Here is a 13,197-nt window from a genome sequence, read left to right as displayed (position 1 = left end):
GTCGATGGGTAGGACTCCCCATTGTGAGACCGGTGGGTCGAAAAGCCCGGAAACCCGCGGGTTCCTAGCCGAGATATTCCTTGTCACGAGTAGGAAAAAGGGGCGGTCGGCTGCCTTGGGAGGTTTTTGAACCCGGCTCAGAGCGGGCCCGGTTCACGGTACGGGCGGCCCTGGACCCTGGGGGAACAGCGGATCTTGACGTACCGTATGTGAACCGCGGCTAGGAGGCGCCGCATCGTGGTCGACAAGACGGGGGAATGCGATGGAATCGGTCGCACTGTTGTTCGTGCTGGGCGTGATGCTGGTGATCGGCAGCAGCTGGCTCGCGCCAAGGATCGGCGTCGCCGCGCCGATCCTGCTGGTGCTTCTCGGTATCGGGGCGAGTTTCATCCCTGGTCAGGAGACTCTGGAGATTCCTCCGGAGATCATCCTCTCGGTGGTGCTCCCTCCGATTCTGTATGCGGCGGCGGTCAATGTGCCGATGACCGACTTCCGCCGCAATTTCAGTGCGATCAGTGGCCTCTCGGTCGTGCTCGTCGTCCTGTCCTCCTTGGTGATCGGCTTCCTTCTCACCTGGCTTCTCCCCGGTCTTCCTCTTCCCATCGGCATCGCCTTGGGAGCCGTGGTCGCGCCGCCGGACGCGGTCGCCGCGACGTCGATCGGCAAACGGCTTGGGCTGCCGCCACGACTCGTCACCGTTCTGGAGGGTGAGGGGCTCGTCAACGATGCGACCGCCCTGGTGCTTCTGCGTTCGGCCGTCGCAGCTGTCGCCGGTGGTTTCACATTCCTCGATGTCGCTTCGGATTTCGCTTTCTCCGTGGTCGTGGCGCTCCTGATCGGTGCGGTGGTCGGCGTCGTGACCGTCTGGGTGCGATCCCGGATCGATCAGCCGACCCTGACCACGGCGATCTCCTTCGTCGTCCCGTTCCTCGCCTTCCTGCCTGCCGAGGCCCTGCATGCCTCCGGCGTTCTTGCGGTGGTCGTGGCCGGGCTTGTCACCGGCTTCAAGGCGACCATGCACTTGTCCGCGCAAGACCGGATCAGCGAGAGGATGAACTGGAGGACTATTCAGCTGGTCCTCGAGAACGGCGTCTTTCTCGTGATGGGGTACGAGATTTCGACGATCGTCGGTGAGGTGCAGGCTGACCATTTGAGCGTCTGGGATGCCGTTGGGATCGGCTTGCTGGTCTCTTTGGCTCTTCTTGTCGTCCGTCTCAGCTTCACCTGGCCGCTCCTGCTCTCCGCACGACGCCAGCAGCGGAAGGCCGAACGACATCTCGCGCAGGCGGATCAGCTCCTGGAACGGATCGCGGCGTCACAATTCGGCCCGGTGGAGCGCGGGCCTCGATGGGAGCGGTTCGGAACGCGCCTGCAGCGTCGGCGCACCGAGTGGCAGGTGCTTGCGAGAGAGGGCCTGGGCTGGCGCGGCGGCGCGGTCATCGCCTGGTCGGGGATGCGCGGCGTCGTGACGCTCGCGGCTGCGCAGTCGCTTCCTCTCGATGTGCCGTTCCGGCCGCAGCTGATCCTCATCGCGTTCACCGTCGCGGTCGTCACCTTGGTTTTCTACGGTTCGACGCTTCCCTTCGTGATTCGCAGGCTCGGTGTCTCAGGGCCGGACGAAGAGGCCCGGAATGCTGAGGTGCAGTCGCTCGTCGAACTGCTCATCACAGCAGGGGCGGGCCGCCTGAGCAGCCCGGATCTCCGGCGAGCGGACGGACGCGCCTACGACCCGGAACACATCGCCGACGTCACGGCACGACGTGCTCAGCTCGCCAGTGACTTCTGGGAGATCCGGTACGCGCCGGAGAAGGGGTCTGCCGCCCAGAGGAACGCGCTCTTCCGCGAGATGCTGGGCGCTGAGCAGGCTGCACTTCTCGACGCGCGGGCGTCGGGTCAGTATTCCTCGGAGGCCTTGGAACTCGCTCAGATGGTTCTCGACACGGATCTGGCCAGGACCTCGCAGAACGGCACGATCGGCTGAGTTTCGGTTCGCCTTTGCGGGAACGCGGGGTCAGTTCGGGCCCGATTGTGGTTGTTTATTGGGCCGGGAGTGACCCCGCGTTGTCGGGGGTGGGTGGTTTAAATGCCGCGACGGCGGGCACCCGGGTGGGTGTCCGCCGTCGTGGTGTGTGGCCTGTTAGTGGGAGGCCTGTTCCTGCTGGTCTGCGTTCTGTCCGGCCTGCTTGCCGGCGTTGCGCAGTGCTTCGGCGACCTTGTTCAGGGCCGGGACGTGCTGGGACTGCCATTCGTTCTTGAAGCGGTCTGCGTCCGGGCCCATCCACTGGGTTCCGTTCAGTGCGCTGGTGAGCTGGTTGCGCTGGTCGTCGATGCTGTGTGCTCCTGCATCGAGCTTCTTGCCCAGTGCCTTAAGCTGCTGTACGTCTGCACCCCAAACTGCCATTTCCCTACTCCTTCGTCTGCTGACCCCGGCCTCTCCGGTTTCCGTTGACTCAAAGCTATCGGCAGCCGCCACATGCCGTCGATGGGGAGGGGTACCCATGGAGTTCTCCCCATATATCCCGCCTCTTATTAGCTCGAGTGGGCTACATCAGAATCAGTGGCCTTCCGGTACTCGGTGAACCGGATTTTGCGCCTGATGGATACCCCTCCCACCAAGCCGTTCTCCTGTAAGCGTCTCCCCAGGGCGGGCGGCGCGGAATCCACGAACGCCTCGATGGTGTTGTTCCGGTGCAGATCCCCGATGGTCCAGCGGTGCCGTGCCCCGGTGGCGTCAATAAGGATGCGAGCGGGCGCGCCGTCGTGGGCGATCAGGATTCGTGACACCGCGGACAGCTGGTGGCTGAGCGGGGGCTTCGCGCCGTCGATCACCGTCAGTTCCTTGGCGCCGAAGGTCAAGGTCACCGGGCGTGCCGCAGCATGCAGCCGAGCGTAGAACTGTATGAACGTCACTGAGGCGAGGACGAAGACCCCGACGCCGAACGCCACGGAAGCGCCTCCGCCCGCTGACAGCAGTGCCGCCAGAAGCCCCGCGGCGAGGCCGCTGATCCAGACGAGCGGCCGGAACGCGTCCAGCCGTCGGGTGGCCCGAACGACGAGCGTGAAATCCTCGCCGTCCTGCACCCAGTGGGCAGGCCGGCTGGTGTCCGTGCTGTGCGGCGTTTCCCCATGCGACATCGCACCAGCGTATCCATTCGCCAGGCACGGGCAGGGGCCGGCCCGCTCGCCCGGCCGTTCCGGGCGTCAGGCGCGGCTCGGAGCGGAGGGCTCGAGTTCTTCGATGGCCGCTTTCTCCACCATGCCCAGATGCTGCCGGACCAGCTGCACCGAGAGTTCCTGGTCGCCTTCCAGGAACGCCTCCACCAGCTGGGTGTGGACCCGCTTCATCTTCTCCACATCATCTCGCCGCGAATCGATCACCGCCACGAACAAGGAGGAGTCGACCATGAGCTGCTCTTCCTGCTTCATGAGCCGTTCGTTGCCGGACATCCCTACCAGGGCCACGTGCAGTTCGCGGTGTCGCCGGGAACCCTCCGCCACGTCCTCGGAGTCCATGGCCTCAAGGTAGCGGTCCAGGGCGTGCCGGAGCCGTTCCTTGCTCCGCTCGTCGGCGGCGATCGAGCGGATGCCGGCGTGGACCTCCACCAGCTCCCGAGCCTCCATGATGTCCCGGACCTCCTTCTCGGTGAAGGACCGGACCTGGGCGCTGTGATACGGGCGGCGGACCAGGTAGCCCTCGCCGATCAGGTAGTTCAGCACCTCGCGGATGGTGGTGCGGGAGATCGAGTAGCGTTCGGCCACCCACTTCTCGGTCACGGGGGTGCCGGCGGCCAGTTCACCGCTGACGATCGCGCTGCGGATCACCTCGGCGACCGACTCTGCGGCGGGTGCGGGGTTCGTCTCTGAACCCCCCCGGTTTTCGCTCATGCCGCCCATGTTCCCAGATATCCCGAGTGCACACCATTCATCGTCATGAAACCAATATTGCCAGACAATCTCTTGACTCAGGGCTCGGTTGGGGCAAATATTGTCATACATTCGTGGACGAACTTGTGGGAAGGATCACAGAATGAGCGTTGCTCAGGCACACGACGCCGGGCGTCACGAGGCCGGGAAACTATGGGGCGGCCGCTTCGCCGCTCCCTCCGCGAAAGCGCTGGAGGACATCTCCCGCTGCCCTCCGGAATACTTCCGCATGGTCCGCTATGACGTCATGGGCTCCAAGGCGCACGCCGGCGAACTGGTCCGCGCCGGACTGCTGACCGGCGACGAACGGCAGACCATCTCCGCCACCCTGGACTCCATCGTGGCGGACCATGAGGCCGGAGTCGTCCAGCCCACCGCCGACGACGAGGATGTCCACGGCTACCTGGAACGGGTTCTGGTCGAACGCCTCGGCACCCTCGGCGGCAAGCTCCGGGCCGGCCGCAGCCGGAACGACCAGACCGCCAACGAACTCCGCCTCTACCTCCGGGCCGCCGCGGCGCGTCTCGCCACCCAGGCCGCCACGCTCGTGGAGACCCTCATCCAGCGCGCCGAGGAGAACCGCGATGTCGCCGCACCCGGCTTCACGCATCTGCAGCCTGCGCAGCCCATCACCTTCGGCCACCAGCTCCTCGCTCACGCCTCGGCGATCTCCCGCGACGTGCAGCGGCTCCGCAACGCCTGGGAGTCGTCGTCGTACTCCCCGCTGGGCGCCGCAGCACTGGCGGGCAACCCGCTCAGCCACGACCCCCTCACCGCCGCCCGCGAACAGGGCTTCGCCGGACTGGTGGTCAACTCGATCGACGGCGTCTCCAGCCGCGATCACGTGGCCGACTTCCTCTACGCCACGGCCATGCTCGCCACGGACATCTCCCGGCTGAGCGAGGAACTCTGCCTCTGGTCCACCACACAGTTCGGCTGGATCGGCCTGCACGACTCCTGGTCCACGGGCTCCTCGATCATGCCGCAGAAGAAGAACCCGGACATCGCCGAGCTCTCCCGCGGCAAGGCCGCCCGCCTGAACGCCAACCTCAGCGGCATGCTCGGCGTGCTGAAGGGCCTGCCCTTCGCCTACAACCGGGACCTCGCCGAAGACAAGCACTTCGCCTTCGACAGCACCGACACCCTGGAACTGGTCCTGCCCGCCATCACCGGCATGGTCCAGACCTTCACCGTCCGGGCGGACGCCATGCGCCGCCAGGCCGTCCAGGGTTTCACCCTGGCCACGGAACTCGCGGACTGGCTCGCCGAACAGGGCATCCCCTTCTCCGAAGCGCACGACGTCGCGGGCGAAGTGGTGCACTTCTGCGAGACGGAAGGCATCGGGCTGGAAGAGCTGAGCCTGGCCCAGGCGCGCGGCATCGACCCCCGCCTCACGGAGGACGCCCTGACCCGTCTCAGCATCGAGTCCGCGCTGGCCCGCCGTTCGGGCCCCGGCGGCACCTCGCCGTCGAACATCGACCCCCAGGCCACCGCCCTGCGCGGCGCACTCAGCGCCAGCCTGGACGGTTTCGCCGCTCCCCACTCCGAGGAGGTCTCCCCATGACATCCACTTCCACGGCGGGCACCACGTACCGCATCATCCCGGTCAAACACTGGGCCCGCTGGGTGGCCGCCATCGCCACCCTCGCCGTCCTCGCCTGGATCGTGGCCTCCTTCGCCGGGGCCCAGATCGACTGGCCCACGGTGGGCGAATACTTCACCTTCCCGGCCATCATCTCCGGCATGGGCATCACGGTGGTCCTCACGGTGATCTCCATGCTGATCGGCATCGCACTCGGCGTGCTGGTGGCGGTCATGCGGCTCTCCACCAACCCCGTGGTCAGCGGCATCGCCTGGATCTACGTCTGGTTCTTCCGCGGCACGCCGGTCTACCTCCAGCTGCTGCTCTGGTTCAACATCGCCCTGGTGTTCCCCAGCGTCGGCATCCCGGGCCTGTTCGAAGGCCGCACCGTGGACATCGTCTCCCCGTTCGTGGCGGCCATCCTGGGCCTCGGCCTGAACCAGGGCGCGTACACGTCCGAGGTGGTGCGGGCCGGCATCCTGTCCGTCGACGAGGGCCAGGGTGAGGCCGCCAAGGCCCTCGGACTGCCCGGCACCGCCACCATGCGGACCGTGGTCCTGCCCCAGGCGATGCGGGTCATCCTGCCGCCCATCGGCAACGAGACCATCGGCATGCTCAAGACCACCTCGCTGGCTTCCGCGATCGGCGCGTCCGAGGTCCTGAACGAAGCCCAGCACGTCTACCTGGTCAACAACATGATCATGGAACTGCTGATCGTCTCCGGCATCTGGTACCTCCTGGCCGTGTCCGTCCTGTCCGTCATCCAGTACTACGTGGAACGCCGCTTCGCCAAGGGCGGCTCCAGTAAGGCACTGCCCCTGACCCCCTGGCAGAAGGTGGTCTGGTTCTTCACCAGCCGTAGGAGCGTCGCATGAGCACCCAGCCACTTGTCCGGCTCGAGGACATCCACAAGAGCTTCGGCCCCCATGAAGTCCTGAAAGGCGTGGACCTGGAGGTCACCAGCGGTGAGGTGGTCTGCATCCTGGGCCCCTCCGGCTCCGGGAAGAGCACCCTGCTGCGCTGCATCAACTTCATCGAACAGCCCACCTCGGGCCTGGTGTTCGTGGGTGAAGAGGTCATCGGGCACCGGCGCACCTCCGAACCGGACGTCCTGCAGCAGGTCCATGAGAACGCCATCGCCCGGCAGCGCAGCGAGATCGGCATGGTCTTCCAGCGCTTCAACCTCTTCCCGCACATGACCGTGCTGGAGAACATCACCCACGCACCCCGCCTGGTCCGGGGACACAGTGCCGCGGTGGCGAACGAGACGGCGAGGACCCTGCTGGAGAAGGTGGGCCTGGCCGACCGCGCCTCCGCCTACCCGCGCCAGCTCTCCGGCGGCCAGCAGCAGCGTGTGGCGATCGCCCGTGCGCTCGCCATGGAACCCCGCCTCATGCTCTTCGACGAGCCCACCTCCGCTCTGGACCCTGAACTGGTGGGCGAAGTCCTCAAGGTCATGCAGGAACTCGCCGCCGGCGGTCTGACCATGATCGTGGTGACTCACGAGATCGGCTTCGCCCGTGAGGTGGCGGACCGTGTGGTCTTCATGGACGGCGGCGTGATCGTCGAAGAGGGCAGTCCCGCCGAGGTCATCGACAACCCCCAGAACCCCAGGACGCAGGCCTTCCTCTCCCGCGTCCTGAAATGACACCCCCACTCATCCCCACACCCTGCGAAGGAACACCCTCATGAACAAGAACCTCCTCAAGGGCGGCGTGGCCGCGGCCGTCGTCGCCCTGGCCCTCACGGCCTGCGGCTCCCCGGCCAAGAGCGCCGGCAATGAGCTGAACACCATCAAGGACGGCGTCCTCAGCGTCGGACTGTCTCCGGACTTCCCGCCCATGGAGTATCTGGACGAGAGCAACAACAAGCTGGTGGGCGTGGACGTGGACATCGTCACCGAGATCGGCAAGCGCCTGGGCCTGAAGGTCGAGTACACGCAGCAGAAGTTCGATCAGCTCATCAACTCCGTGCGCACCGACCGCGTGGACATCGTCTTCTCCGGCATGTCCGACACCGTGGAGCGCCAGAAGACCGTCGACTTCATCGACTACTTCAAGTCCGTGGGCCGCTTCTACGTCCTGGGCGCCGACAAGGCGAAGTACACGCAGGACACCGACCTCTGCGGCAAGAGCGTGGCCGTGAGCTCCAAGACGGACTACTACCCCGCCTTGCAGCGCTTCAGCAAGGACAAGTGCGAGTCCGCGGGCAAGCCCGCCGTGAGCATCGTCCCCACCGACTCCGGCGCCGCAGCCCGCCTCCAGCTGGACCAGGGCCGTGCGCAGGCCGCGATCCAGGGTGCCGAGAACCTCGTGTACTTCGAGAAGAAGAACCCGGGCAAGTACGCCATGATCCTCGGCAACGTCACCGAGCTGCCCTTCGGTGCGGCCACCAAGAAGGGCAACAGCGCCCTCGAGGAGAAGGTGGTGAAGGCCTTCCAGGACATGAAGGCGGACGGCACGCTCAAGAAGATCCTGGACTCCCACAACGTGGGCTACGGTCTGATGGATCCGGTCATCAACGGGGTCAAGTAGTCCATGACATCCACCGAGATGCGGGCCGGGGCCGGCGGGGCGGAACGCGCCACGCTGGCCCTGGCCTTCGACCTGGACGGTCCCACCGGGGATGCCATGCTCAGCGGTGCGCTCTGGGGCAAGCCCGGATACTTCGCGCTGGGTGCCTACGGGCCGCACCGGGCCATGCCCCGGATTCTGGACATCCTCGCCGGGCACGGCCTGAAGGCCACCTTCTTCACCCCTTCCTGGGTGGTGGAGCAGTGGCCGGCCCTCGCCCGGCGCATGCAGGAGGAGGGTCACGAACTGGCCCACCACGGCCACCGTCACGAGGTGTTCTTCACCAAGACCGATGAGGAGCAGCTGGCCATCCTCCATCGCAGCCAGGAGGTCTTCCGGCAGATCCTCGGAGCCCCGGGCACGGGCTTCCGGGCACCCTCGGGAGACTGGCACCCGCGCACCGCCTCCTTGCTGGCGGAGTCCGGATTCCTCTATTCGAGTTCGCTGCGCAATGGCGATCTGCCCTTCCGCCACGCGGACAACGGGCTGGTGGAACTGCCGGCCAAGTCCCTCTTCGACGACTACACGTGCTTCGCCTACCACCGCGCACCGAACTTCCCCTCCGGCCTGGATCGCGTGGCGCACTACCGGCCCGTGTTCGACGGCTGGCGGGACGAGATCCTGGCCGCCGCGGACGACGGCCTGCTGGTGAGCACCATCTGGCACCCCAAGGTGATCGGCACCCCGGGCCGGGCGCTGCTGCTGGACGAACTCCTGGGCACGCTGAAGGACACGGGCCGGGTGGACATCACCACCTGTCACGCCGTGGCCTCGGCCTGGAATGAAAGGAACCCGCGATGAGTGATTCTCCCCAGGGTGTGGAACAGGGTGGGACGACGGCGGCCGGGGGCGGCGCGGAGGCGCGCTGGCCGCGCGGTGCACGGTGCGCCGTCGTCGTCACTGTCGATGTGGACGGGGACCTGCCGTTCCTGGCGCTCGACCCGGGGTACCGGGACCGGATGAAGTCGCGGTCGGTGGGGCGGTACGGGCCGGATCACGGTGCGTCGCGGGTGCTGGACGTGCTGGAGCGGCTGGGCGTCCGAGCCACGTGGTTCGTGCCCGGAGCGATCGCGCAGGAGTACCCGGAGCTGGTGCGGGATGTCGTGGCCCGTGGGCATGAGACGGCCTGCCACGGCATGCATCACCTGGACTTCGACGGGCTGGACCTGCCCGCTCAGCTGGCCGAGATGACCGAGGGGCGGGACGCGCTGCGTGCCGTTTCCGGGGTGGAGCCGCGGGGGTTCCGCACCCCGTCCGGCGAATGGAAGGCCGGATTCCCCGAGGCCATGGGCGCGGAGGGTTTCCGCTGGTCGTCCTCGCTGCCGAGTGATGACCGCCCATTCCCCCTGGGCGATTCCGGTGTGCTGGAACTGCCCTTCCGCTACGAGCTGGAGGACTTGCAGTACCTCGGCTTCAACCTGGATCCGCCCTTCCCCCCGGGGCAGTCGCGGATCCAGAGCCTGGAGGCGGTGCGGGCCAACTGGGACGTGGAGTTCGCTGCGGCCCGTCGTTGGGGGACCATGCTCCTGCTGAGGCTGAACGCCGAGATCATCGGCACCCCGGGCCGCGCGCGGTTCCTGGAGGACTTCCTGCGCTCCGTGCTCGAATCCGGCGAGGCCTGGGTGGCCACCTGCGGTGAGGTGGCGGAGCACTGGGCCGGTCAGCCGGTGGAGAGCGACCACCCGTACGGCATGTTCCTCACGGTGAGCGCTCAGGAAGCATGAGCGAGGAAACGACGACGGCGGCGGGAGGCGGCGCCGTCGTCCTCGCGCCTGCTGAGCGGGGACCGGCGGCGGTCGAGCTGCCCCTGGCGCGGCGCCTGGGGGAGTGGCTGGCCGGGATGACGTCCGTGCCCCTTCCCGGAGAGCTGGCGGCCAAGGCCTCGGACCACCTCCTGGACACCCTCGGGGCGATCGCGGCCGGGATCGGGGAACCGCCCGCCCGTGCCGCGGCCGAGGTCTTCGGGCGGCCGGGGAACGTGCCTCAGGGTGGCGTCGTCGGCTTATGGCACAACCGTGCCACTTCCGATCGCCTGGATGCCGCTTTCGTGAACGGGGTGGCGGCGCACTGCCTCGAGATCGACGACACCGAAGGCTGTGACCATTCGGGCGCCGTCGTCGTCCCGGTCCTGCTCTCACTGCTCCCGGAGGCGAGCGGTGCCTCCCGGCTCCTGCCCGCTCTGGTGGCCGGGTATGAGGTGGGGCGCCGGGTGCAGCTCGCCCTGGGCGGCTACGAGCCGCACAACGCCCGCGGCTGGCATTCCACCGCCACCTGTGGCGTGTTCGCCGCCGCGGCCGCGGCCTCCGTGATGCTGGGCCTGGACGGGGAGCGGACCGCCTCGGCGCTCGGTCTGGCCGCGAGTTCCAGCTCCGGTGGCTGGGCGTTCTCCGCCGATGGCGCCATGAGCAAGCAGTTCCACCCGGGCCAGGCGGCACGGGCCGGGCTGGAAGCCGCACTGCTGGCGCGGGCGGGGGCGCGTGGCCCGTGGCAGGTGTTCGATCCCGTCTGGGGCGGGTTCTTCGCCACCCACGGGGACGACGCGGCGATGCCGGACCTCCTGGTACGGGATCTGGGATCCACCTGGCATTTCCGCCACTCCGCGATCAAACCGTACGCCGCCTGCCGCAGCGCTCACACGGCTCTCGACGCCTTCCGGGGCATCCTCGCCGAACGGAACCTGGGTCCGCAGGACGTCCGGGCCGTGCGCGTCCACGTCAGTGACTTCCTGCGCCCCATGATCTGCCCGCCGGAACCGGGTGACGCCGCGCAGGCCAGGATGAGCCTGCCCCATGCTCTCGCGCTGCTCCTGGACGGGAAGGAACTGGTCCCCCAGGACTTCGCGCGGTTCGACGCGCCGGAGGTCCTGGCCGGCCTGGAGCTGATCACCGTGGTGCCGGATCCCGTGGCGGGGCGCGAGCCGCTGGTGGACGTGGTGACGGAGGCGGGGACGTTCTCCGCCCGTGTGGAGCATGCCCGGGGCGGTGAGCGCTTCCCGCTGTCCCCGGCCGAGGTGGACGCCAAGTTCCGGGGGCTCACCGCCGGGCTCCTGGAGCGGGCGCATCAGGACGAGTGGATCGCCTGGGCCCGGTCCTTCTCCTCGCAATGCGGGGTCACTTAACGCCGCCTGATCGGCGATGAGGCGGCGTTAAGTGACCCCGCATTGGGGACGGACTAGCTGAGTGCCTGCTGGAAGTCCCGGATCAGATCGTCCACGTCCTCCAGGCCCACGGACAGCCGCACCACGCCGTCACCCAGCCCGATCGAGGCACGGCCCTCGGCACCCATGGCGCGGTGCGTCGTCGTCGCCGGATGCGTGATGAGGCTCTTGGAATCGCCCAGGTTGTTCGAGATGTCCACGATCTTCAGCCCGTTGAGCAGCTTGAACGCCGCGTCCTTGGCGGTGCCGCCCGGCAGGGCCGCCAGTTCGAACGTCAGCACCGTGCCGCCCGCGCTCATCTGGCGCGCGGCCAGCTCGTACTGCGGGTGCGAGGCCAGCAGCGGGTACTTCACCCAGTTCACGCCGGGCTGCTGCTCCAGCCAACCGGCCAGCGTCAGCGCGGAGGCCGACGAGTGCCGCACGCGCATGTCCAGCGTCTCCAGGCCCTTCGTCAGCACCCAGGCGTTGAAGCTCGACAGTGACGGGCCCGTGTGCCGCATGAGGTTCTTCACCGGCCCGTCGATGAACTCCTTGGACCCCAGGATCGCGCCGCCCATGACGCGCCCCTGCCCGTCGATGTGTTTGGTCCCGGAGTACACGACGACGTCGGCCCCCAGATCCGTGCAGCGCTGCAGCATGGGGGTGGCGAAGACGTTGTCGGCCACCACGGTGGCCCCCGCGGCATGCGCCAGTTCGCTGACCGCGGCGATGTCCACGATCTCCTGCATCGGGTTCGAGGGGGACTCGAAGAACACGGCCTGCGCCGGCACGGACAGCGCCTCGCGCCACTGCTCCAGATCGGGCCCGTCCACGAACACCGTCTCCACGCCCCAGCGGGGCAGGATCTCGTTCAGGATCACGAAGCAGGAACCGAACAGGGACCGCGCCGCGACCACCCGGTCCCCGGCGGCCAGGAGAGCACCCAGCGCGGTGAACACGGCGGACATCCCGGACGCCGTGGCGAAGCACGCTTCCGTGCCTTCCAGCAGGCGCAGCCGTTCCTGGAAGGTCGCCACGGTCGGGTTGCCGTAGCGGGAGTAGACGAAGCGCTCGTCCTCACCCGTGAAGGCGCGTTCGGCGGCCTCCGCGGAGTCGTAGACGAAGCCCGAGTTCAGGAACAGCGCCTCGGAGGTCTCGTAGAAGCCCGTGCGGTCCAGACCGCCGCGCACCGCCTGGGTGGCGGGGGACCAGTTTTCAGTCTCGGGGTTGAACGCCACGCCTCAGCCGCCGATCGAGGTCGGCAGGCCGCTGTTCTTCCAGCCGTTCACGGTGCGCTCCCCGAAGCGGTCCGGGACGCCCTCGAAGCCTTCCAGGACGTTGTAGGAGGCCCAGCCGGCCGCCGTCGCGGCTTCCGCGGCCGCGATGGAGCGCTGGCCGGAGCGACAGAGGAACACCAGCTCGGCGGTGCCCGGGGCGGGTGCCTGGGCGCCCAGCTCGGTCAGGAAGCCGGTGTTGGGCACACCGCCGGCCAGGTTCCACTGGATGAACAGGGGCTCGCCCGACGGAGCCTTCGGGCGGCCGATGTGCGCCCACTCCGCCTCGGTGCGCACGTCCACCAGGACCGCGCCGTCCTTGAGCCTGTCCCAGGCCTGCTGCGGGGTCAGATCTCCCGCGTAGCTCACAGGGCACCGCCATAGGGGGCGAAGCCCGGCGCGGGGACGGCGTACGGGTCCACCAGGGGTGCCGGAGGAGCGGGAGGGGCGTAGGGCAGGACGACGGCCTGGGCCGCGATCACCGTCTTGCCGTTGAACGTCACGGACGGGCTGCCATAGAGGATGTACCCGTCGGCCAGGGCGGCGGAGACCCGCTCGCAGAACTCGCGGGTGTCCGGGCCGGTCAGGAGGCGGTACGGCAGGCGAGGGGCCGGCGTCGCGGACGTCTCTTCGGGAACGACGGCGGCTTCCTCCACGGAGGTCGCCTTCGCGCTCGTGGAGGCCGGTTTGGTCGCCGCGCTCCGGGTG

At 68.1% G+C, this 13,197-nt stretch carries 14 protein-coding genes; 8 read left to right on the top strand and 6 right to left on the bottom strand.

Features of this window, described 5'->3' with window-relative positions:
• The first annotated feature begins 262 nt into the window (after nt 1-262).
• Entirely contained in the window at nt 263-1,981 is a 1,719-nt protein-coding gene (locus ACIPXZ_RS05720) for a cation:proton antiporter (RefSeq protein ID WP_400591244.1), read from the top strand.
• A gap of 156 nt (nt 1,982-2,137) precedes the next feature.
• Here ACIPXZ_RS05720 and ACIPXZ_RS05715 read toward each other — a convergent pair whose 3' ends face one another.
• From ACIPXZ_RS05715 to ACIPXZ_RS05705, 3 genes are all read right to left on the bottom strand, one after another.
• Entirely contained in the window at nt 2,138-2,401 is a 264-nt protein-coding gene (locus ACIPXZ_RS05715) for a WXG100 family type VII secretion target (RefSeq protein ID WP_400591242.1), read from the bottom strand.
• 128 nt (nt 2,402-2,529) lie between these two features.
• Nucleotides 2,530-3,135: a hypothetical protein gene (locus ACIPXZ_RS05710; protein ID WP_400591240.1), complete on the bottom strand. Its 606-nt coding sequence runs from the start codon at nt 3,133-3,135 to the stop codon at nt 2,530-2,532.
• A gap of 66 nt (nt 3,136-3,201) precedes the next feature.
• Nucleotides 3,202-3,885: a GntR family transcriptional regulator gene (locus ACIPXZ_RS05705; protein WP_400591238.1), complete on the bottom strand. Its 684-nt coding sequence runs from the start codon at nt 3,883-3,885 to the stop codon at nt 3,202-3,204.
• 142 nt (nt 3,886-4,027) lie between these two features.
• Between ACIPXZ_RS05705 and argH the strand changes: the two genes are divergently transcribed.
• From argH to ACIPXZ_RS05670, 7 genes are read left to right on the top strand one after another with little or no spacing between them, the layout of a single operon-like run.
• Nucleotides 4,028-5,488: an argininosuccinate lyase gene (gene argH, locus ACIPXZ_RS05700; RefSeq protein WP_400591236.1), complete on the top strand. Its 1,461-nt coding sequence runs from the start codon at nt 4,028-4,030 to the stop codon at nt 5,486-5,488.
• Nucleotides 5,485-6,381, top strand: coding sequence for an amino acid ABC transporter permease (locus ACIPXZ_RS05695; RefSeq protein ID WP_400591234.1), 897 nt, complete (start codon nt 5,485-5,487; stop codon nt 6,379-6,381). The genes argH and ACIPXZ_RS05695 overlap by 4 nt, the downstream gene beginning before the upstream one ends.
• Nucleotides 6,378-7,154 carry an amino acid ABC transporter ATP-binding protein gene (locus tag ACIPXZ_RS05690; RefSeq protein WP_400591233.1) on the top strand — a complete coding sequence of 259 codons (777 nt, stop codon included), beginning with the start codon at nt 6,378-6,380 and terminating at the stop codon, nt 7,152-7,154. The genes ACIPXZ_RS05695 and ACIPXZ_RS05690 overlap by 4 nt, the downstream gene beginning before the upstream one ends.
• A gap of 40 nt (nt 7,155-7,194) precedes the next feature.
• The gene (locus ACIPXZ_RS05685) at nt 7,195-8,040 is read left to right on the top strand and encodes an ABC transporter substrate-binding protein (RefSeq protein WP_400591231.1); all 846 of its coding nucleotides are present in this window, start codon (nt 7,195-7,197) and stop codon (nt 8,038-8,040) included.
• Nucleotides 8,041-8,043: 3 nt separating this feature from the next.
• On the top strand, nt 8,044-8,880 hold the full coding sequence (locus ACIPXZ_RS05680; RefSeq protein WP_400591229.1) for a polysaccharide deacetylase family protein: 837 nt from the start codon (nt 8,044-8,046) through the stop codon (nt 8,878-8,880).
• Complete coding sequence (locus tag ACIPXZ_RS05675; RefSeq protein WP_400591227.1) at nt 8,877-9,803, top strand: polysaccharide deacetylase family protein; 927 nt, start codon at nt 8,877-8,879, stop codon at nt 9,801-9,803. Before ACIPXZ_RS05680 ends, ACIPXZ_RS05675 begins: the two co-directional genes overlap by 4 nt.
• Nucleotides 9,800-11,197 carry an MmgE/PrpD family protein gene (locus tag ACIPXZ_RS05670; RefSeq protein ID WP_400591225.1) on the top strand — a complete coding sequence of 466 codons (1,398 nt, stop codon included), beginning with the start codon at nt 9,800-9,802 and terminating at the stop codon, nt 11,195-11,197. Before ACIPXZ_RS05675 ends, ACIPXZ_RS05670 begins: the two co-directional genes overlap by 4 nt.
• Nucleotides 11,198-11,250: 53 nt before the next feature.
• Here the strand turns inward: ACIPXZ_RS05670 and ACIPXZ_RS05665 are convergent, their stop codons facing one another.
• The 3 genes from ACIPXZ_RS05665 to ACIPXZ_RS05655 are packed head-to-tail and all read right to left on the bottom strand — an operon-like array spanning nt 11,251 to nt 13,145.
• Complete coding sequence (locus ACIPXZ_RS05665) at nt 11,251-12,453, bottom strand: O-succinylhomoserine sulfhydrylase (RefSeq protein ID WP_400591223.1); 1,203 nt, start codon at nt 12,451-12,453, stop codon at nt 11,251-11,253.
• 3 nt (nt 12,454-12,456) lie between these two features.
• Nucleotides 12,457-12,858: a rhodanese-like domain-containing protein gene (locus ACIPXZ_RS05660; RefSeq protein WP_400591221.1), complete on the bottom strand. Its 402-nt coding sequence runs from the start codon at nt 12,856-12,858 to the stop codon at nt 12,457-12,459.
• On the bottom strand, nt 12,855-13,145 hold the full coding sequence (locus tag ACIPXZ_RS05655; protein WP_400591924.1) for a DUF1737 domain-containing protein: 291 nt from the start codon (nt 13,143-13,145) through the stop codon (nt 12,855-12,857). Before ACIPXZ_RS05655 ends, ACIPXZ_RS05660 begins: the two co-directional genes overlap by 4 nt.
• Nucleotides 13,146-13,197: the final 52 nt, after the last annotated feature.

It is taken from the genome of Arthrobacter sp. NPDC090010, from assembly GCF_044748305.1.
Taxonomy (GTDB): domain Bacteria; phylum Actinomycetota; class Actinomycetes; order Actinomycetales; family Micrococcaceae; genus Arthrobacter_E.
Note: the sequence above shows the minus strand (reverse complement) of the source record. Positions and strands in the feature narration are given on the sequence as shown.